We start from the raw sequence: 18,346 nt of genomic DNA on the forward strand, positions 1-18,346 counted from the left end.
GTTTCCGGAAGTAGTATTCCGCTGCATCAATTTTTCCAATGCCAATTTGATATAATCCTTTTGTATAGTAATAATGCATGCGTTCAGGAACTATCCTTTCGTCAACGAACAACCCTGATTTGTTTTCAAACAGTTTTATATATATATGAGCAGAGTCGTACTGCCCACGTGCTATGTATGTTTTTATCAAAACCGGGGATGCACTTGCCGCAGCCTTGTTCATTCCGTGTCGGGTATAGAGTTTTATGCAGTCCTTGAACATACTGACGGCTCTTGCGGTATCACCCAAAGAAAAGCATGTTCCTCCGATGAACTCCATGCCTCTGATATAGCTATAAATATCACCAGACTTGAGAGCATACTTACTGTAACGAGCGTATGCCTGCATTGCCAAATCGGGAAGATACTGGTCTTGATATATAGAAGCCATTTGCCCATAAACGGTGAATAATGTTCTGAAGTCACAGTCGCTGGATGTTGTATCGGCTTGCTCTGCGGCATCAATAAAACATTCCAATGCCATAGGTGCTTCCTTCATGTCCCTGTATATACATCCCAGCAGATAGCGGGACAGCATGCGGTCGTTGGCAGAGCCGTGGCTGTCGTAATAGGAGACGACTTCATTGAAGATGGTGTCGGATGGCATGGGGAGATAGAGCTTGTTCTGCGCCTTTGCCTTGAGCATAAGCAGACGCATCCGTGAAGCCTTGTCATCGTCGTAAAGATGAAGGGAGTCGAAGAGAGACAGGCTGTCGTAGGCTGCCTGCGGGTTGCGGTCCATAAGGCTGTCTATACGTTGGAGCCTGGCATCATACGTACCTTCGCCTTTCCACATGACAATGGCAAGCAAGGCAAAGCATAATACCGCTGATGCGGTGACTACAATGAACGTAGGTTTCCTGAAATGAGGCATGATGTTTCCTTTAATCGAAGTCTATAGTCCGAACACTTGTTCGTCCGTTATATTCCCGTCAGCGTCAACTACTCTCCAGTGGGTGATGTTGCGTGCCTCGGACGATATGCTCACGCCGCACTTGGTAAGATTCCTGCCGTCTGCCTCGTAGGGTATGGCGTAGCCCTTGGAGTCAATCTGCTCCAAGGCATGGTCTACGGTATCGTCTACCTTCAGCTCGAGGACGAAGATATCGTTACGTGTCTTTATCACAACGTCGGCACGGCCAAGGACGCTTTTCACCTCGGTGTCGACAGTGGAGTCAAGCATGGAGAACGCCATGTAGAGCAGCAGTTTGTAGAAGTTCTCTTTCCTCTCCTTCTCATCCCACTCCGCCTTGGTTATGATGTCGTAGGGTATCTTAGCGATATATGCACGCAGGGCGATAAGGGCATCGGAGAGGCTCCCTTTGAAAACGGAAGCCGCCATCTTCCTGACAAGGCTGTTTCCATCGGCTGTCGTCCTTTTCAGTATCAGTGGCATCAGACCGCTTATCATGCCGTTGCGCACCTCAAGGTTGGGATAGTGAAGGATATATGTGCGGAGCAAAGGGTCGTAGCTGTCTATGGTAAGATAGCCGCTTTGGTAAAGAAGTGGCAGCGGTGTCTGCGCCTGTTCGCATGATATGTTGAACTCATCCTCGCCTACCTCAACACCGTCACATTCTATGGCATCTATGAAGGGGTAATGCTGCAGATGCTCTATAAGGGAAGTCATCGTGCCAGACTCGAACCAGTAGTGGTCGGTGTTTTTTCCGTCGAAAGCACGGAGCACGCTGAACGGAGCATAGATGTCCTTGCTGTTTCTCGAGAAATGATATCCGTCATAGTTCCTCTTCAACAGGGCGTATGCCTCGTCGGTCGTAATCTCCAAGTTCCGAGCGTATTCCTCGACACAGGGACGCAGCACGGTGTCAAGTTCCTCCTGAGTTATGCCACACAGCCCGGAGTATTCATCGTACATGGATATCTGCGTCAGATTGTTCAGCTCCGAGAAGATGCTGAGCTGTGAGAACTTCGTAACGCCCGTTATGAAGACGAACCTTAGGTATGCTCCCTCATCCTTCAGCACCTGATAGAACTCACGGAGCATGGTGCGCATGGCTTCAAGCTGCTCAGGCTCATACATCAGCCTCATTATGGCAGAGTCGTATTCGTCGAGTATCACCACAGCCTTCTCGCCTGTCTGCTCGCAGGCACGGTGGATAAGTCCACGGAAACGTTTGCCCGGAGTCTCCTCTGCCATATTGCGTCCATAAATCTTCTCATAATCACCGATGAACAGTTCTAATGCGCTTTTAGCCTCTGGAATTGTACAGTTCTTCAGTCCGCTCATGGTGAAGTGCAGAACGGGGTATCTCTTCCACTCCTTTTCAAGCTCCGCTATCTTCAGTCCCTCGAACAGCTCCTTCTGTCCCTGGAAATAAGCCTTGAAGGTGTTGCACAGAAGGGACTTGCCGAACCTCCGAGGCCGTGCAAGGAACACATACCTGTATTTGCCCACAAGGTCAAACACCATGTCGGTCTTGTCCACATACACCTTCCCGTCCTTGCGTATGTCTGCGAACTGGTCGGTATCTACCGGATATAAGAATCTGCCCATATTAGCTAAGAGTTAAAAATGATGAGTGAAGAATCTTCTGCAAATATAACCATTATTGCCGAAGTGACAAAACGAATTGTGGAAATACTTTCTTTACCGGGTGGAACAGCCTGCCCTTAGTTCCCAGCGTCTCTATATCCCATTCACTTACCTCATGTTTTCATAAACCATATAATTTGTGAAGTAAGTTCATTCTATTTGAGAAAGGGAAGTAAAAAGGTTGCATCGGCTGAAAGGTTATTAACCTTAGTGGCGTAAGGTTATTAACCTTAACGGCGTAAGGTTATTAACCTTACTGGCAATGAATATATATGAATAGGGCAGATATATGGGATAGGGTGGATAGAAAAAAGGGCAAAGGCCTGAGGCTTTATTCTTTCGACCTCAGACCTTCGACCTTAGTCCTTCTTCTTTAGACCTTAGACCTTCGACCTTAGTCCTTCCTTTAAGGAATGGTTGGGTGGGTTTTCTTTTTCTTATTTCACGATGCCTTTCTCAAGGTATTCGGCGAGGTTGGTACGTACTTTCTCGGCGGCTCCCTCTGATGCAACCTTTGCCATGTCGCTGTCCACCATAATGTTTACGAGTTCCTGGAAGCTGGTCTTGGATGGGTTCCATCCCAGTTTTGCCTTTGCCTTAGTCGGGTCGCCCCAGAGGTTTACGACATCTGTCGGGCGATAGAAGTCAGGGCTTACCTCGATGATTACGTTGCCTGTGGCTTTGTCTATACCTTTCTCGTTGATGCCCTCACCCTGGAATTCCAGTTCTATGCCTACTCGGCTGAATGCGTGGAGGCAGAACTCGCGTACACTGTGCTGCTCGCCTGTGGCAATTACGAAGTCCTCTGCCTGTGGCTGCTGAAGGATTAGCCACATGCACTCTACGTAGTCTTTGGCGTATCCCCAGTCTCGAAGTGATGACAGGTTGCCGAGATAGAGTTTCTGCTGTTTGCCCTGCTTGATGCGTGCGGCGGCAAGTGTAATCTTTCGTGTTACGAAAGTCTCTCCGCGTCGCTCGCTCTCGTGGTTGAAGAGTATGCCTGAGCAGCAGTACATGTCGTATGCCTCGCGGTACTCCTTTACTATCCAGAAGCCGTACTGCTTTGCCACTGCGTAGGGGCTGTATGGATGGAATGGTGTGTTCTCGTTCTGTGGTACTTCCTCAACCTTTCCGTACAGCTCGGATGTTGATGCCTGATAGATGCGGCAGCAGTCTTTCAAGCCAAGCTGTCGCACGGCCTCAAGTATGCGCAGTACGCCTACAGCATCGACGTCAGCGGTGAACTCTGGAGAGTCGAAGCTTACCTGTACATGGCTCTGTGCGGCGAGATTGTATATTTCTGTAGGACGTACTTTTCCTACGACACCAAGGATGCTCATGGAGTCGCCAAGGTCGGCATAGTGGAGATGGAAGTTGGGCGTACCCTCAAGATGTGCTATTCGCTCTCGGTAGTCTACTGATGATCGGCGGATGGTTCCGTGTACTTCGTACCCCTTGTCGAGCAGAAATTCTGCAAGATATGAGCCGTCCTGTCCTGTGATACCTGTGATTAGAGCAACTTTTCTTTCCATGTTATTTTCTTTGTTAGTTTGGTTATTAATTCTCTTTTTTTATATGCTTGCAGGTAATGTCCTTTTAACCCATTAACCCATTAACCCATTAATCCTTTAACCTTTTTACCCATTAACCCTTTACCCCCTTCATGTCAACGAGGAAGGCCTTGGCGGAGCCGAATTTCAGGAACATGTCGAGCCTTATTGGTATGTGGTTGTTGTCGTCGGTGACGTAGAAGTCTACGATGCGCTTGTACTTGCCGTCTTCCAGTTCCATATACGACAGCTGCAGGCACTTGTACTTGCGTCCGTTGTCGGCCTTAATGGTCTCTCGTCCCTGGAAGCGCAGCTTTGCGGGTGTGCGTCCGTTGCCGTCGGCAATGGGGAAGTCTATGTCGTGTCCTTTCTTCCATCCTGCCGGATTGAAGGAGCGTGCCCTTAGGAATATGCTCAGCATGTCGTACAGGCATTCGTCGTAAGTGTGTTTTTGCCAGCTATGCCGTCCGCTATTATGCTGCCTGTGCTGCTGTACCTGGCATTTGCCGTTGGGATAGGAGTAGAACACCTCATCTACGGTATATCGTTTGCCCTCCCTGGCTCCCTTGCGGTAGTAGAGTGGTGCGAGGTCGAGGGTGTTGTAGCACAGCAGTGTGTCTCTGAGCACAAACATGTTGTCAACCTTCTCGTTGCCACGTGTGATGAGGCTTGCCCTGTATGCTTTCTTGCCATTGTACCGGCTCTCAACGATGTACATGGAGGCCGTACCTGCCTTTACCCATACGAACTTCCAGTTGTAGTAGAGGTTGTATGTCAGAAACTCTCCCGACTTGAAGGCAGTGTTTCTGAAGCTGCACTGTGCGGATGCTACGATGGCTGCTGATGCCAGTAGCAGGGTGAGTAATAATGTTCTTGCCAATCTCATGTCATAATGCTTTTGGTATGTATTCCTTGCCAAGCTCCTTGGCCCTTTGCAGGTTTCGGCTCTTGACAGTCTTTTTCTTGTCAGCCTTCTGCTTTGTAATCTTTTCCGGTTTCTGGTTTGTGAATGCTCTTGCCGTTGGGTTCCAGCTCTCGGTGTAGTCCCATTTGGCCTTGCACTCTATTGCCTCGTGGTAGTAGTATACCTTTTCCGGCTGCGTGCCCTTGGCATAGTCGCCAGTGTCCCAGATGCCGTTGCCGTTGTCGTCGACAAACAAGCGCAGGTAGTATGTGCCAGGCGTTACGAAGAAGAACTGTGCCGTGGCGTTGCTGGTGGCCACTTCCTTTACAGGAGTATCAGATCCGTTGAGCAGCTGGCATACAATGTTCTTTCCCTTCATGCCTTCTATTGTGAACAGCAGTGTGGCGTAGGAGCTGAGCGGCTTCACCTTAAATCCGTGTTTGCCTTTGTCGGAGGTCAGTCCGTAGATGTCCTCAAACGCGAGGCTGTCAGTCTCGAAGCTGTATTCGTATTCCGGCTTCCATTCGGCCTTGAGGATGTATGTCAGCGCAGACTGTTTCTCGAAACGGAAACGCTCTTCGTACCACAGCGAGTCCTTAGGAGGCTTGGAGTACAGGTGCATCATCGACACATCGGCCTTTAGCAGCGGCGCGCTCATCTGGAAGATGACATTCTTGTCGGGGTCCAGGTCGCTTCCCTTTACGGTGTATTTCAGCATCTCCCTTGGTGGGATGCTGTCGTAGTCTTGTCCCTTGCGTTTCTTCTTCTCCTGCTCCTTCTGCCATTTCTCCAGTTCCTTCGTTTTCTCCTTTAGTCTTTTGGCGTATGGAACCTTAGCAAAGAGCGAGATGGTATCTGTCTGGCTGACGAGGTTGCCCAGGGTGTCGGTGATGAGGTGTCTGACCTCTATTTCGAGCGAGTCGTTGTTGACGAGAGCCGTATCTCGTAGCCAGTATGTTATGGTGTCGTTATGCTCAGAGGCGTCGATGACGAACGTTGAGTCGTTGATATCGAAGTTCAGTCCCCGTACCTCGGGCAGGCTGTCGGCGCCATGGCTGTAGAAGAGTGTGAACTGCTCGGGCGACTTTCTTTCCCTCTTGAGGAAGAACCTGTCGGTGACGGTTTCGTTGAATGCCATCAGGCAGATGTCATCGGGTAGGAAATGTGTATAGTGTACCTGACTTACAACATCGATGTGCAGGCTGTCACGCCAAAGGGTATCCTGTCTGATGTCAGGCTTGAACGACGGCTCTATGGTGTCGTTGGAGAATGCTATCATTTCCGACTTCTGGTTGAACATGTAGTTGCCGTCAGCGTCCTGTAGAGCATATATGCGGTATTTGCCCGATGCCACACCTTTGATGATAAACCGTCCCTGGCTGTCTGTTCTCGATACTCGCAGCATGGGCTTTGTGCGGAACGCGCTGTCAGCCAGGTCGTCGTATAGTCCTACGAGTATTCCCTTGACAGGTTCGAGGTTTGAGGCATCAAGCACCGTTCCCGCCACCTCAAGAGTATCAATAACTTTGCCTGTGGAGAAACTATATGTGTAGTTGCCCAGCGGGTTGCCCTCGTTGTTGTCGGAGATGGCGTCGGAGAAGTCTATAGTGTATGTGGTATTGGGCTTTAGCGAGTCGAGCAGCGACACGGCGATGCGCTTGCCCTGCGCTTTTATCTCGGGCATCTCAAGCTGAGGTGGCGATACTACGACTTTCTCCGTAGCGTTGTCAATCTTTATATATTCGTCGAAATATATGTGAACTTTACGGCTGCTCACTCCTGCTGCCTTGTCGGAAGGTGATGCTCCGATGACCCTTGGTGGGGTCTCGTCGTACCATCCTCCATCAGGGTTTCCCATCCTTGCGCATGCTGCCGCAAGAATGCAAGCGAGGAGCAGTCCCGTCCATGCCTTCAGTAGTGGGTGTGTGTTGCCTGTCATGTGTTGTTATTTGTTCATTTCGAGGATTTCGTCAATGTTCCTTCTGGAGTTGCTCAGTCGTGGGACCTTGTGCTGTCCGCCGAGCTTACCCTTTGACTTCAGCCAGTCGTTGAACACTCCCGGCCTTGCCTTCACCACCTCCAGGTGCTGCAGTGTAACGTTGTGGAACCGCTTGGCCTCGTAGTCGCTGTTTAATTCCTGTAGCTTTCGGTCGAGCAGGGTGGCAAATACATCAAGGTCTGCAGGCTCGTGTGAGAATTCTATGAGCCACTGGTGTCTGCACTTGGCATTCTCGTCCATGTATACTGGTGCCGCTGTATACTCCAGCACCTCTGCCCCTGTCTGCTCGCAGGCGTAGGCCAGTCCTTTCTCGGCGTTGTCCATGACGAGCTCCTCGCCGAAAGCGTTGATGAAGTATTTGGTACGTCCGGTTATGACGAACTTGTATGGGTCGCGGCTTGTGAATGAAACAGTGTCGCCTATGACATATCTCCACAGGCCACAGGAGGTGGTGATGACCATGGCATAGTTGCGTCCAAGCTCAATGCCGCTCAGCGGCACCACCGTGGCGTTGTCCTTGCCGAATTCCTCCATAGGTATGAACTCGTAGAACACGTCGTAATCAATCATCAGGAGCATAGAGCTGTCAGACGGGTCGTCCTGAATGCCGAAAAATCCCTCGCTGGCATTGTATGTCTCCATGTAGTGCATGTCACTCTTCGTTATGAGCTTCTCATACTGCTTGCGGTATGGTGTAAAGGCTATGCCGCCATGGAAGAACACCTCCAGGTTTGGCCATACCTCCTCAAGATGTTCCTTGCCCGAGAGTTCCATGATTCGTACCAGCACGCTGAGCATCCACGAAGGCACTCCGGAGATGTTGGTGATGTTCTTGCCGAGCGTCTCCTGTGCTATGCGGTCGCGTTTCACCTCGAAGTCGCTGAGCAAGGCTGTTTTCTTTGCCGGCACACGCACGAGGTTGGCAAACGGGTTGATGTTCTCAATGAGAATGGCACTCAGGTCTCCGACAAGAGAGCCTGCAAGGTTGTAGTTTGGTGAGTGGCTTCCGCCAAGAATCAGAGACTTGCCGTCGAAGAGCTTGCTCTTTGGCGTATTGCGAAGGTAGAGTGCCACGACATCAGCTCCTCCCTTGTAGTGGATGCGCTGCAGTCCCTCGTGCGAGACGGGTATGAACTTGCTCTTGTCGTTGGTGGTTCCCGAAGACTTGGCATACCATTTTATGTTTCCTGGCCAGAGGATGTTGCTCTCGCCGTGACGCATACGGTCTATATCTCCCTTCAGCTCCTCGTAAGTGTTGAGGGGGACGTTCCTTGCAAAATCCTCATAACCATTGATGGTGCTGAAAAGATGGTTGCGCCCGTATTCGGTAGCAGTGCCCCGGCTCACAAGGTGTCTCAAAACACCATTCTGTATATCTTCGGCGTGATGCTGGTATTTCTGCACCTCTTTCTGCCTTGGAACAAATAGCTTTCCTACTATGTCTGTTAAGCTCATTAGTACTATATTGTTAGTGGAGTGATGGTTGTGACATCCTCCTGAAATTATCTGAACATCAGTTCTGTGCTCCCTGCCGAAGCTATTGCGTCAAGGCTATTGCCCACGCAATGCCATAAGATAATGGGACGTGGTGCAGGGAAACGTACATTTTAAAATGCAAAATTAATCTAAAAAACTGACATGGCCCAATTATTCACCATATTTAACGGGAAACATTGTGCAGGCCCCCTCCTCAACTCTCGCTTAAAGGGAGGGATAATGAAAGTTCAATGGGTGAGAGGTTTTTTGGGGATTTGGGGCTACTGTTTACAATTTATGTGTTTTATATTGGTATGATTACCCCATGGTTGTAAAAAAGATTACAATATAAAATAGCTTAATAAAATGGTTGCCAGCCACCAAGCTGCTTTATGGAAATATTTATTGCCTCAATATTGACGATATGCTCGGGTCGGAACCTTCTGTCGCCATGAACCATAACCTTTCTGTTGCTCGTCAAAGTGAACTTTGCGCATGCCTGCTCATCGGTTGTTCCATTGCAGATGTACTCGTCGTTGCCTATCCACACATGGGTTCCACGCACGGCATCACGAAATGTTACCCGCACCCATCCAACAAATCCCTTGTCGAAGTCGTAGACAATGGTGTCGCCTTGTAGGTCGAAATAGTTGTATGAAGAAATTTTGTTTACGGTATAAGCAGCGCACTGTTGCCGCCATGGTGTTGAGGAAATGTTGGGTGCTGTGGCACAACATGCTGTCCATAGGGCTGGCGACCATCCGTTATGATATTTCCATGTCGTGCGGTTCTGCCGTCCATCGATAGTCTCGCCACCGTGGCCGTTGAGTGATGCTGGTGCCAGCCTGCATAGCCAGGTGTTGTCTGATGGGAAAGAGAAAGCTGTGCCATCAGGCATGTGTCCGCTGAACGCTACTGCTATCTGTTGTCTGTCTACAGAGTGGGCTGTAGGGCAGTACCATATAGCGAGCGTTACGGTGTCGCTATTGATGAGCCTTGTTACATCGTAGGTTGCCGATATAGGCTGGCCATCGTCATTGCTGCGGTATGGTGTTAGGACATGTCTGCTGGCATTGCGTCCGTTTACGTACAGCTCGGCATACCCCGTTGTGGCGATGATGACATGGGCATTGGCCGGCCGTTGGCTAAAATGATACTGCCTGCGGAACCATACCTGTGACGTGGAGTCTGGACTAGGTGCAGACAGCCACAGCCCGTCAGTGCCCCAGTTGGGTATGAAGGCAAAGCCGTCAGCATATGCAGTGAGAGAAAGGAGGAACAGCAATGGCAACAAGATGGCCATTGGAGCAACCTTATGTCTATAAGTCATCGGTATATGGTGGGGATAGATGTGGTAGATGTGAGAGGGTGGATATATGATGGGAGTTAAAAAAGATGAGGGAGCCATGCGCTGTTTAATTGCAAGGCTCCCACAATATAAATATGTGTATCAAGCGTCAATATTGGCGTAGGTGGCGTTCTTCTCTATGAACTCGCGTCTCGGCTCCACATCGTCGCCCATGAGCATGGAGAATATCTCGTCGGCCTCGGCAGCATTCTCTATCGTAACCTGCTTGAGCAATCGGCTCTTGGGGTCCATGGTCGTTTCCCACAACTGCTCAGGGTTCATCTCTCCAAGACCTTTGTAGCGCTGGGTGTGCAGTGCCTTGTCGTCATCGCGTCCGTCTACGTACTTGTCGATGAAAGCTTGACGCTGCTGCTCTGTATAGCAGTACTCGCTGAACTTCTTATAGGTACACTTGTAGAGTGGGGGAGTGGCTATGTAGAGATGGCCTTCCTGGATAACCTTCGGCATGAAGCGGTAGAAAAGCGTCATGATAAGTGTGTCGATGTGAGAGCCATCGACGTCGGCATCGGTCATGATGATAATCTTGTCGTAGCGCAGCTTGTCAGTATTTGCCTCCTTGGAGTCCTCGCCGTCGACACCGAAGCGTACGCCTATGGACTGGATGATGTTCATCACCGACTCTGCCTCGAACACCTTGTGCCACTGCACCTTCTCGACATTCAGAATCTTGCCTCGCAGAGGAAGAATGGCCTGTGTATAGCGGTCTCGTCCCTGCTTGGCAGAGCCACCTGCCGAGTCACCCTCGACAAGGAATATCTCGCATGCCTTCGGATCCTTGTTGGAACAGTCGGCAAGTTTTCCCGGCAGTCCTCCTCCTGTCATCACGCTCTTGCGCTGCACGCTCTCGCGAGCCTTACGTGCGGCGATACGTGCCGTTGCGGCGAGAACCACCTTCTCGCATATCTGCTTGGCCTCAGTGGGATGTTCCTCAAGATAGTATGCCAGTGCCTCGTTGACAGCCTGCTGTACGGCTCCCTGCACCTCGCTGTTGCCGAGCTTGGTCTTGGTCTGTCCCTCGAACTGTGGTTCGGCAACCTTTATGGAGATTACTGCGGTAAGACCCTCACGGAAATCCTCGGGGGCAATATCTACCTTAGCCTTCTCAATCTGCTTGGAAATGGCGGCATCAGCCTCAGCGTAGGCTTTGAGCGTACGGGTGAGAGCCATGCGGAAACCTGTCAGATGGGTACCACCCTCGATGGTGTTGATGTTGTTTACGTACGAGTGAATGTTTTCCGAGTAGTCGGTGTTGTACATTATCGCAATCTCGATAGGTATGTTGTTCTTCTCTGTCTTCAGATAGATTACATCATCGAAGAGATGCTGGCGGTGACGGTCTACGTAGCGTACGAATTCTTTTAGTCCGTCCTTGGCGTGGAACACTTCCTGCTTGGTCTTTCCGTCTTCGTCGGGACGGAGGTCGGTAAGTGTTATGCGTATTCCAGCGTTCAGGTATGCCAGCTCACGCATGCGGCGTGCGATGATGTCCCACTGGTAGTGTGTTGTCGTGAACACCGTCGGGTCTGGCCAGAACTGCTGCCGTGTACCACGTAGAGTGGTTTCTCCGACAACCTTTACGGGATATAGCGGCTTTCCTTTCTCGTATTCCTGCTGGTAAATCTTTCCATCACGGAACACCTGCGACATCATGTGTGTGGACAGTGCGTTAACGCAGCTTACACCGACACCATGCAGACCACCGCTGACCTTGTATGAGCCCTTGTCAAACTTACCTCCTGCATGCAGAACCGTCATAACAACCTCAAGGGCACTCTTGTGCAGCTTCTCGTGTTCGTCAACAGGTATACCTCGTCCATTGTCCTGCACGGTTATGGACTCATCCTCATTGATGGTAACCTCTATGTCCGTGCAATAGCCGGCCATAGCCTCGTCGATGGAGTTGTCCACAGTCTCGTTTACTAGATGGTGAAGACCTTTCTCGCTGATATCGCCAATATACATAGCCGGGCGCTTGCGCACGGCCTCAAGGCCTTCAAGCACCTGGATGTTACTGGCTGAATAATTATTCTCAGTGTTCTGATTTGTTGTCATTTTTGGTTATTCGCTTAGTAATGTGCAAAGATAACAAAAAAAAATGGAATATGGAAAAAATACCGAGATTGTTTTTTGCTAAAATACAATAGGCCACGAACCTTTCGGATCGTGGCCTTTATTTCTTTCCACTTATCAGCTTGTGGCTTGTTGTTATCCCAAGCTGTTAATGTGAAGAGCGAGGCTTGACTTAAGGTTTGCAGCCTTGTTCTTGTGGATGATATTGGTCTTTGCCAATTTGTCGAGCATCTTCTGTACAGAAGGATAGAGCTTTACAGCCTCTTCCTTGTCTGTCATTGCACGCAGTTTGCGTACTGCATTACGCATTGTCTTTGCATAATACTTGTTATGCAGAGTCTTGGTCTTTGTCTGACGAATTCTCTTAACTGATGATTTGTGGTTTGCCATCTTTATGTATTTTCTTTTTATTCTTTGTAGTCCCTAGCAGAATCGAACTGCTCTTTAGAGAATGAAAATCTCTCGTCCTAACCGATAGACGAAGGGACCATACCTTATTTAGCGGGTGCAAAGTTAATGCATTTTTCCGAATGCGCCAAATTTTCTATAGTTTTTTTTCTATAAGCATTTGATTTTTTGTACTTTTGCATCATTATGTTGACTAAAACAAGAGCACTGGTTCTTAGAACTGTTAAATATGGCGAATCTAAATTAATAGCGGATTTGCTTACAGAGGAAATAGGAAGGGTTGGCATTGTAGCCAATATTCCGCAATCGTCAAGGGGAAGGGCTGCAAGAGCCTTTTTCCAGCCGCTCACGCTACTTGACATAGAAATAGACTACAGGCAGACCATGCAGCTGCAAAAATATCGTAATGTCAGCAATCTGCTGCCATACACCTCCTTGACAATGAATCCCGTTAAAACATGCATAGTGATGTTTCTATCGGAGTTCCTCTATCATGTCACCAGGGACGAACAACAGAACCATGCGCTTTTCAGCTACATTGTAAACAGTCTGGAATGGCTCGATGCAAAGGAGGATAGCTTTGCCAATTTCCATCTGGTTTTCATGATGAGGCTTGCGAAGTTCATCGGTTTCTCCCCCAATCTGGAAGGCTATTGCGAGGGGTGCTATTTTGACCTTCGGAGCGGTTGTTTTGAGACTGGTCTGCCGTGTCATGGTGATATAGTGCTGCCTGACGAAGCAAGAGTTATAGTGACGCTTACAAGAATGAACTACGAAAATATGCACCTGTTCTCAATGTCGAGGACAGAGAGAAACAGGTGCATGGATGTTGTTCTGAAATATTATGCCATACACGTGCCCAACTTCCCTGAGCTGAAATCGCTTGAGGTTCTACGCTCACTATTCTCGTAAGCCCCTGCGTTTTCGGTATGGACTGCCACTTGAAGGCTAACGGGGTCAGGCGAAGCTTATCACTCCCTGTATCTCCTTGCCCTTGTCGTCATTGGCTGTACTGATGCCGTTGGCCTGATTGCGTATTTCCTCAAGCATCTGCCTTGTGCGCTTGTAGGTAGGTGTATTCTCGACAGCCAGTATCACATCCTCGTTGTCAAGGTCTTCCTGACGGAAGAGATATATGTGTGGGTGCCTCTTGTACTGCGTCTTGTTGCCGTCCTTGTAGTACCGGTTGCGGCGGTCTTGCTTCTCGGCAGCCTTGTCCTCTTCCTCCCTACGTCTCTTGTCTTCCTCCTGTGTGCGCTTTTTGGCGTGTCCACTCATGCCGTCGACATCCTCGATGCCGAAACCGGTTGCCAGAATGGTAACCTTCACGGTGTTGTCGAGGTCGGGGTCGAGAGCCAATCCCCATTTAAGCTCGAAGTCCTCGCCGAACTTTGCCATGAAGTCATTGACATCGTTCATCTCGTCCATGGTGAGCCCAGGACTTTCGGTATTGGTACTTGAGAAGGTTATGGAAAGCAGAATCTTCTTGGAGTTGAAAACATCGTTGTCGTTGAGCAACGGTGAGTTGAGGGCATCGTCGATAGCCTTCTTCACGCGTCCCTCGCCCTTTCCGTAGCCTGTACTCATAATGGCCACGCCACCATCCTTAAGTACGGTCTTCACATCGTTGAAGTCAAGATTGATTAGTCCATGAACGGTGATAATCTCCGCAATGCTCTTTGCTGCGATGCTCAGAGTGTCATCGGCCTTGGCAAAGGCATCGAGGACAGCCAGGTCAGGATATATTTCCCGGAGTCTCTCGTTGTTGATTACGAGCAACGCATCGACGTGCTTTGCCATTTCCTCGACACCGTCGAGAGCCTGGTCAATCTTCTTAGGACCCTCGAAGCGGAAGGGAATAGTGACTATACCCACAGTGAGGATGCCGAGTTCCTTGCTTACTCTTGCTATTACAGGAGCGGCACCAGTACCTGTGCCACCACCCATGCCGGCAGTGATGAACGCCATCTTGGTTCCATCGCTGAGCATGTTTTTAATGTCATCGAGTGTCTCCTCGGCAGCCTGACGTGCACGTTCAGGCTTGTTGCCAGCGCCGAGTCCTTCCTTTCCCAGTTGCAGATGCACAGGAACTGGCGAGTCGTTGAGTGCCTGGTTGTCTGTGTTGCAGAGTACGAAAGTGACGTCGTGTATGCCGTCGCGATACATGTGATTGACAGCGTTGCCTCCACCTCCGCCAACGCCTATTACTTTTATTATGCTGTTGCCCTTCTCTTCCTCTCCGAAGTCGAGAATGGACGGTTTCTTATTGTCTGCCATATTTGTTTCGTTTTATGGTTATAGAACCCACCTTTATATTAATATGTATTAGGAAGCTCCTTATTCCTCCTCTTCCGTCATTTTCTTTAGGAAGCTCTTTATGCCTTTCCACGACCTGTTAAAAAGCGAGTTGTCGCGGCGCCTTCTCTCGGCCTCGGCCTCCTCTTCGAGTCTTTGCCTTTCAAGTTCCTCCTCAGCCTCGCGTTTCTTTCTTGCCTCCTCCTCAGCCTTTTGCTTCTCAGCTTCGGTAATCACCACTCCTGAGCCAGAAGTCCTCTGTGGCTTATGTTCGCCGGTCTGCTGACCATTAGCAGGCTTCACCTCTGGTGCTATGCCAAAGAGGTCGTTTGATATCTCGTCGCCCGCACAGTTCATGTCACCCTTTGCAAGAAGTCCGAGAATAGTGTTCAGCGTACCGTCGTGGGCTGTGATGGCGGGATTGTTGGAGTTGATGGTCTGAGTTACAAACTTTGCCACCCTAATCTTGTCGATGTGTGTGGTGTTTCGGAATGCCTGCTCGATGTTCTTCATGTTGGCACCTCCACCAGTGAGCACTATACCTCCGAGCAGCTTGTCGACATATTCGTTAGGTATCTGATACCATGCGTTCTCGATGATTTCCAGCATACGCGCCTCAACAATTTCAATGAACTTCCTGCTGTCAACGCTCCTGTCGTTGTCAATGGGATATTTCTTGGTATTGTCAATGTCGTCGTTGTCTGTATATGCGCAACCATACTTTATTTTCATATTCTCTGCATCCTTGTCCTCCATCTGCAGCGACGCGATATCCTTGGTGATATTGTTGCTTCCAAGTGGAATGACAGCCAGATGACGCAGAATGTTCTTTGAGTATACGGATACTGTCGTTGTGTCGGCACCAAGGTCTACGAGCATACATCCCGAACGTTTCTCGGCCGTTGTCAGCACGCTTTCGGCGAGTGCGAGCGGAGCGAGGTACATCTCAGCAATGGCGATGCCGGCGTTGTCGAAGCACTTGTTGAGGTTGCGATAGAAAGTTTTCCTCCACAGGATGTTGAGGAAGTTTCCCTCCAGTCGCGTGCATTGTATGCCCACGGGGTCAATCTGGTATTGAGAGTCTACCTTGTATTCTTGTGTTGCCGCGTCGAGAATTTCCTGCTCGGGATATGACATGTTGCGGTTTGCGTCCATCAGTTCGTTAATCATATCCTGCGACACCGTTGTTTCCACGGGCAGGTTCTTGACATTAACACTCTTGACGCTGCGTATGGACTGTCCTCCTACGCCAACATAAACATGTGTAATCTTCGTCTTCAGATTGTTTTCCAACTTCTTGACAATAGTCATCAAGGCCTGTGCTGTCTTGTCGATATTGTACACAATGCCTTTCCTGATGCAGTCGGTGGAGTCCTCTTTGACAACAGCGAGGACGTTGATGCTGCCGTCAAGGTTCTTTCTTCCTGCGATACCTGTCATCTTCGATGACCCCAGTTCAATTGCTACTATAAAATCAGCCATACGCTATATTTCGTTTTCTTTTATGGTTTCTTTTCTTTTCTTACAGATTATCTGGTTGTCAAACTCCAGATTGACATATGAGTACTTGTTCCATCCGGCCTGTGAGAGTCCGTACTTGTAGAACTTCTCCAGCCTTGTAAGCTTTTTCTCAATGTAGTCATTGATGAGCTTGCTTCTTTCATTCTTGTCTTTAGCCGTGGGCAACTGTCCTATATATACTATGTGGTTGCCAACCCGTGGCACCAGCTCTATGCCCAGGTCGGGCAGAACGTTTATCTGGACGATGAGGTTTTTCCACATATTGTCGGTCATCAGGGTATTGGCTAATGATGAGATGTAAGCCTGCGCGTATCCTTTGCTTATCGAGCCTGTAGCTATGATAAGGTCGGAGGTGTAGTGCGAGTTCGGCATTATGCTGTTCTTGTCGTCGACATAATAGTCATCCCCGTTGGCCGCCTTTATTCTCACTATCGGCATTCGCTGTGTAAGGTTTATGCACACACATCCGTCCTGAGTCTTGTAGCATTCGGCCGTCTTTACAAATGGTGACATTTTAAGTGTTTCCTCGATTTCTCTGGTATTGATGTTGGCCATCTGTCTTGAGAGCGGGTATATATGTGCCTTCTGCAACCTTCCTTTGATCTCCTTTGCATCAATAAAGCCATTGGTGTTTACATCCTGAATATTGATGTCAACCTTGACACACAGGTTACTTGTTTCATCGGGTTTGTTAAACGCGGTGAAGGCAAGAATGATGTATGCGCCCAGAATTACGTCGAGGGCTATGAGTCCTGTTTTCTTCCAGTTCAGTCTCATTGTTTGGCTTCAATAATATTTGCTATCTGTGGAACCTGGTTGTCCAGATCGCCCGCTCCTAATACTATCAGCACGTCGAAGTCACGTTCCTTGACGAGTCCTATGACCTCGTCCTTGCTGATGAGGCTTTTCTCCACTCCCTCCTTGAGGTTGTCATAGATGAGCTTGCTTGTGACGCCAGGAATAGGTTCCTCGCGTGCAGGGTATATGTCGCATAGTATGACCTCGTCGAGCTGGCTCAGGGCATCAGCAAATTCCTTATAGAAGTCGCGTGTGCGAGTGTAGAGGTGAGGCTGGAAAATAGCCGTTATCTTACGGTTCTGATACAGCTGCCTGATGCTCCTTGCGCTATGGTATATCTCGTTGGGATGGTGTGCGTAGTCGGAGAGCAGCACGTGGCGGTCGTTCTTGATGTAGAAGTCGAAGCGTCGCTCCACACCCTTGTATGTAGCCATTCCGTAGCGTAGCTCCTGGGCCGTGCAGCCATTGAGCTGTGCCATGGCCATGGCAGCGATGGCGTTCTCGATGTTGATTGGCACGGGGTTGCCAAGCTCTACATTCTCTACATTCTCTATTGGCGATACGAAGTCGAAGGTTATGGTGCCATTGTCAATCTTGATGTTGCTGGCATGGAAATCGCCCTTGTCGAGGCTGTATTCGTATACCTTTACGCCTGGGCTAACGTTGGCCTTCATCTCCAGTCCGGTATGTATGATAAGTGCTCCACCTTCTTGTATGAGTTCCGTATAGTGACGGAAACTTTCAAGGTAGGCCTCCTTGGTACCATATATATCGAGATGGTCGGGATCGGTAGCTGTGATGACGCTCATCCATGGTCTGAGCCAATGGAATGAGCGGTCAAACTCATCGGCCTCAATAACTACATAGTCACTGTTGTCAGACAGGATGTAGTTAGTACCGTAGTTCTTGGAGATGCCCCCGAGGAAAGCGTTGCAGTCGATGCTGCTCTGGTGCATTATATGTGCGCACATCGTCGATGTTGTTGTCTTGCCGTGTGTACCGGCCACGCACAGTCCCTTGTGAGTGCGTGTAAGGGTGCCCAGCACCTGTGCCCTTTTCTCTATAACGAAATTGCCGTTGCGGAAGAACTGCAGTTCCTTATGTGCCTCTGGTATGGCGGGAGTATATATGACGAGACACGATTTTTGGTTCTTGCATGCGTGGGGAATTTCGTCCACGTTCTCCTCGTAGTGAATGAGCATGCCCTCCTTCTCAAGCTGCTTAGTCAGTTTTGTCGGAGTCTTGTCATATCCAGCCACTACCATTCCTTTGTGTATGAAATAGCGTGCAAGGGCACTCATGCCGATGCCGCCTGCACCAATGAAGTATACTGCTTTGATATCTTTTATTTCCATTGTAGCCT

At 49.4% G+C, this 18,346-nt stretch carries 14 protein-coding genes; 1 reads left to right on the forward strand and 13 read right to left on the reverse strand.

Annotated elements, in window-relative coordinates:
* From CIL02_RS06380 to rpsT, 9 genes are all read right to left on the reverse strand, one after another.
* Positions 1–913, reverse strand: a 913-nt coding sequence (locus tag CIL02_RS06380; protein WP_371589085.1) for a tetratricopeptide repeat protein, incomplete at its 3' end; no start/stop codon positions are given.
* A 21-nt stretch (positions 914–934) separates the two neighbouring features.
* Entirely contained in the window at positions 935–2,554 is a 1,620-nt protein-coding gene (locus CIL02_RS06385; RefSeq protein ID WP_094400071.1) for an ATP-binding protein, read from the reverse strand.
* A 476-nt stretch (positions 2,555–3,030) separates the two neighbouring features.
* Positions 3,031–4,125, reverse strand: a complete 1,095-nt coding sequence (gmd, locus tag CIL02_RS06390) for a GDP-mannose 4,6-dehydratase (protein WP_094400073.1) — start codon at positions 4,123–4,125, stop codon at positions 3,031–3,033.
* 112 nt (positions 4,126–4,237) lie between these two features.
* The gene (locus CIL02_RS06395; protein WP_094400149.1) at positions 4,238–5,029 is read right to left on the reverse strand and encodes a DUF3108 domain-containing protein; all 792 of its coding nucleotides are present in this window, start codon (positions 5,027–5,029) and stop codon (positions 4,238–4,240) included.
* A 1-nt stretch (position 5,030) separates the two neighbouring features.
* Positions 5,031–6,986 carry an Ig-like domain-containing protein gene (locus CIL02_RS06400; RefSeq protein ID WP_240513556.1) on the reverse strand — a complete coding sequence of 652 codons (1,956 nt, stop codon included), beginning with the start codon at positions 6,984–6,986 and terminating at the stop codon, positions 5,031–5,033.
* Positions 6,987–6,992: 6 nt separating this feature from the next.
* On the reverse strand, positions 6,993–8,501 hold the full coding sequence (locus CIL02_RS06405; protein WP_094400075.1) for a GH3 auxin-responsive promoter family protein: 1,509 nt from the start codon (positions 8,499–8,501) through the stop codon (positions 6,993–6,995).
* A 379-nt stretch (positions 8,502–8,880) separates the two neighbouring features.
* Positions 8,881–9,852 (reverse strand): alpha-L-rhamnosidase N-terminal domain-containing protein, encoded by a 972-nt coding sequence (locus tag CIL02_RS06410; protein WP_170935032.1) that lies wholly within the window; start codon positions 9,850–9,852, stop codon positions 8,881–8,883.
* Between the two features lie 120 nt (positions 9,853–9,972).
* Positions 9,973–11,943, reverse strand: coding sequence for a DNA topoisomerase (ATP-hydrolyzing) subunit B (gene gyrB / locus CIL02_RS06415; protein ID WP_094400079.1), 1,971 nt, complete (start codon positions 11,941–11,943; stop codon positions 9,973–9,975).
* A gap of 153 nt (positions 11,944–12,096) precedes the next feature.
* Positions 12,097–12,351 carry a 30S ribosomal protein S20 gene (rpsT, locus tag CIL02_RS06420; RefSeq protein ID WP_094400081.1) on the reverse strand — a complete coding sequence of 85 codons (255 nt, stop codon included), beginning with the start codon at positions 12,349–12,351 and terminating at the stop codon, positions 12,097–12,099.
* 204 nt (positions 12,352–12,555) lie between these two features.
* Between rpsT and recO the strand changes: the two genes are divergently transcribed.
* Positions 12,556–13,281: a DNA repair protein RecO gene (recO, locus tag CIL02_RS06425; RefSeq protein ID WP_094400083.1), complete on the forward strand. Its 726-nt coding sequence runs from the start codon at positions 12,556–12,558 to the stop codon at positions 13,279–13,281.
* A gap of 45 nt (positions 13,282–13,326) precedes the next feature.
* On the opposite strand, the gene ftsZ is transcribed toward recO, so the two are convergent.
* From ftsZ to murC, 4 genes are read right to left on the reverse strand one after another with little or no spacing between them, the layout of a single operon-like run.
* Complete coding sequence (ftsZ, locus tag CIL02_RS06430) at positions 13,327–14,646, reverse strand: cell division protein FtsZ (protein ID WP_094400085.1); 1,320 nt, start codon at positions 14,644–14,646, stop codon at positions 13,327–13,329.
* 60 nt (positions 14,647–14,706) lie between these two features.
* Entirely contained in the window at positions 14,707–16,146 is a 1,440-nt protein-coding gene (ftsA, locus tag CIL02_RS06435; protein WP_094400087.1) for a cell division protein FtsA, read from the reverse strand.
* Between the two features lie 3 nt (positions 16,147–16,149).
* Positions 16,150–16,962, reverse strand: coding sequence for a cell division protein FtsQ (locus CIL02_RS06440; protein WP_094400089.1), 813 nt, complete (start codon positions 16,960–16,962; stop codon positions 16,150–16,152).
* A complete protein-coding gene (gene murC, locus CIL02_RS06445) occupies positions 16,959–18,338 on the reverse strand; it encodes a UDP-N-acetylmuramate--L-alanine ligase (protein ID WP_094400091.1) in 1,380 nt (459 codons plus the stop codon). The genes CIL02_RS06440 and murC overlap by 4 nt, the downstream gene beginning before the upstream one ends.
* Positions 18,339–18,346 lie beyond the last annotated feature (8 nt).

This window comes from Prevotella sp. P3-122 (assembly GCF_002251365.1).
GTDB lineage: Bacteria > Bacteroidota > Bacteroidia > Bacteroidales > Bacteroidaceae > Prevotella.

What these genes read in the sequence shown, in the direction of transcription:
- CIL02_RS06385 (WP_094400071.1), bottom strand. Translation starts at nt 2,554, where the DNA reads ATGGGCAGATTCTTATATCCGGTAGATACCGACCAGTTCGCAGACATA.
- gmd (WP_094400073.1), bottom strand. Translation starts at nt 4,125, where the DNA reads ATGGAAAGAAAAGTTGCTCTAATCACAGGTATCACAGGACAGGACGGC.
- CIL02_RS06395 (WP_094400149.1), bottom strand. Translation starts at nt 5,029, where the DNA reads ATGAGATTGGCAAGAACATTATTACTCACCCTGCTACTGGCATCAGCA.
- CIL02_RS06400 (WP_240513556.1), bottom strand. Translation starts at nt 6,986, where the DNA reads ATGACAGGCAACACACACCCACTACTGAAGGCATGGACGGGACTGCTC.
- CIL02_RS06405 (WP_094400075.1), bottom strand. Translation starts at nt 8,501, where the DNA reads ATGAGCTTAACAGACATAGTAGGAAAGCTATTTGTTCCAAGGCAGAAA.
- CIL02_RS06410 (WP_170935032.1), bottom strand. Translation starts at nt 9,852, where the DNA reads ATGACTTATAGACATAAGGTTGCTCCAATGGCCATCTTGTTGCCATTG.
- gyrB (WP_094400079.1), bottom strand. Translation starts at nt 11,943, where the DNA reads ATGACAACAAATCAGAACACTGAGAATAATTATTCAGCCAGTAACATC.
- rpsT (WP_094400081.1), bottom strand. Translation starts at nt 12,351, where the DNA reads ATGGCAAACCACAAATCATCAGTTAAGAGAATTCGTCAGACAAAGACC.
- recO (WP_094400083.1), top strand. Translation starts at nt 12,556, where the DNA reads ATGTTGACTAAAACAAGAGCACTGGTTCTTAGAACTGTTAAATATGGC.
- ftsZ (WP_094400085.1), bottom strand. Translation starts at nt 14,646, where the DNA reads ATGGCAGACAATAAGAAACCGTCCATTCTCGACTTCGGAGAGGAAGAG.
- ftsA (WP_094400087.1), bottom strand. Translation starts at nt 16,146, where the DNA reads ATGGCTGATTTTATAGTAGCAATTGAACTGGGGTCATCGAAGATGACA.
- CIL02_RS06440 (WP_094400089.1), bottom strand. Translation starts at nt 16,962, where the DNA reads ATGAGACTGAACTGGAAGAAAACAGGACTCATAGCCCTCGACGTAATT.
- murC (WP_094400091.1), bottom strand. Translation starts at nt 18,338, where the DNA reads ATGGAAATAAAAGATATCAAAGCAGTATACTTCATTGGTGCAGGCGGC.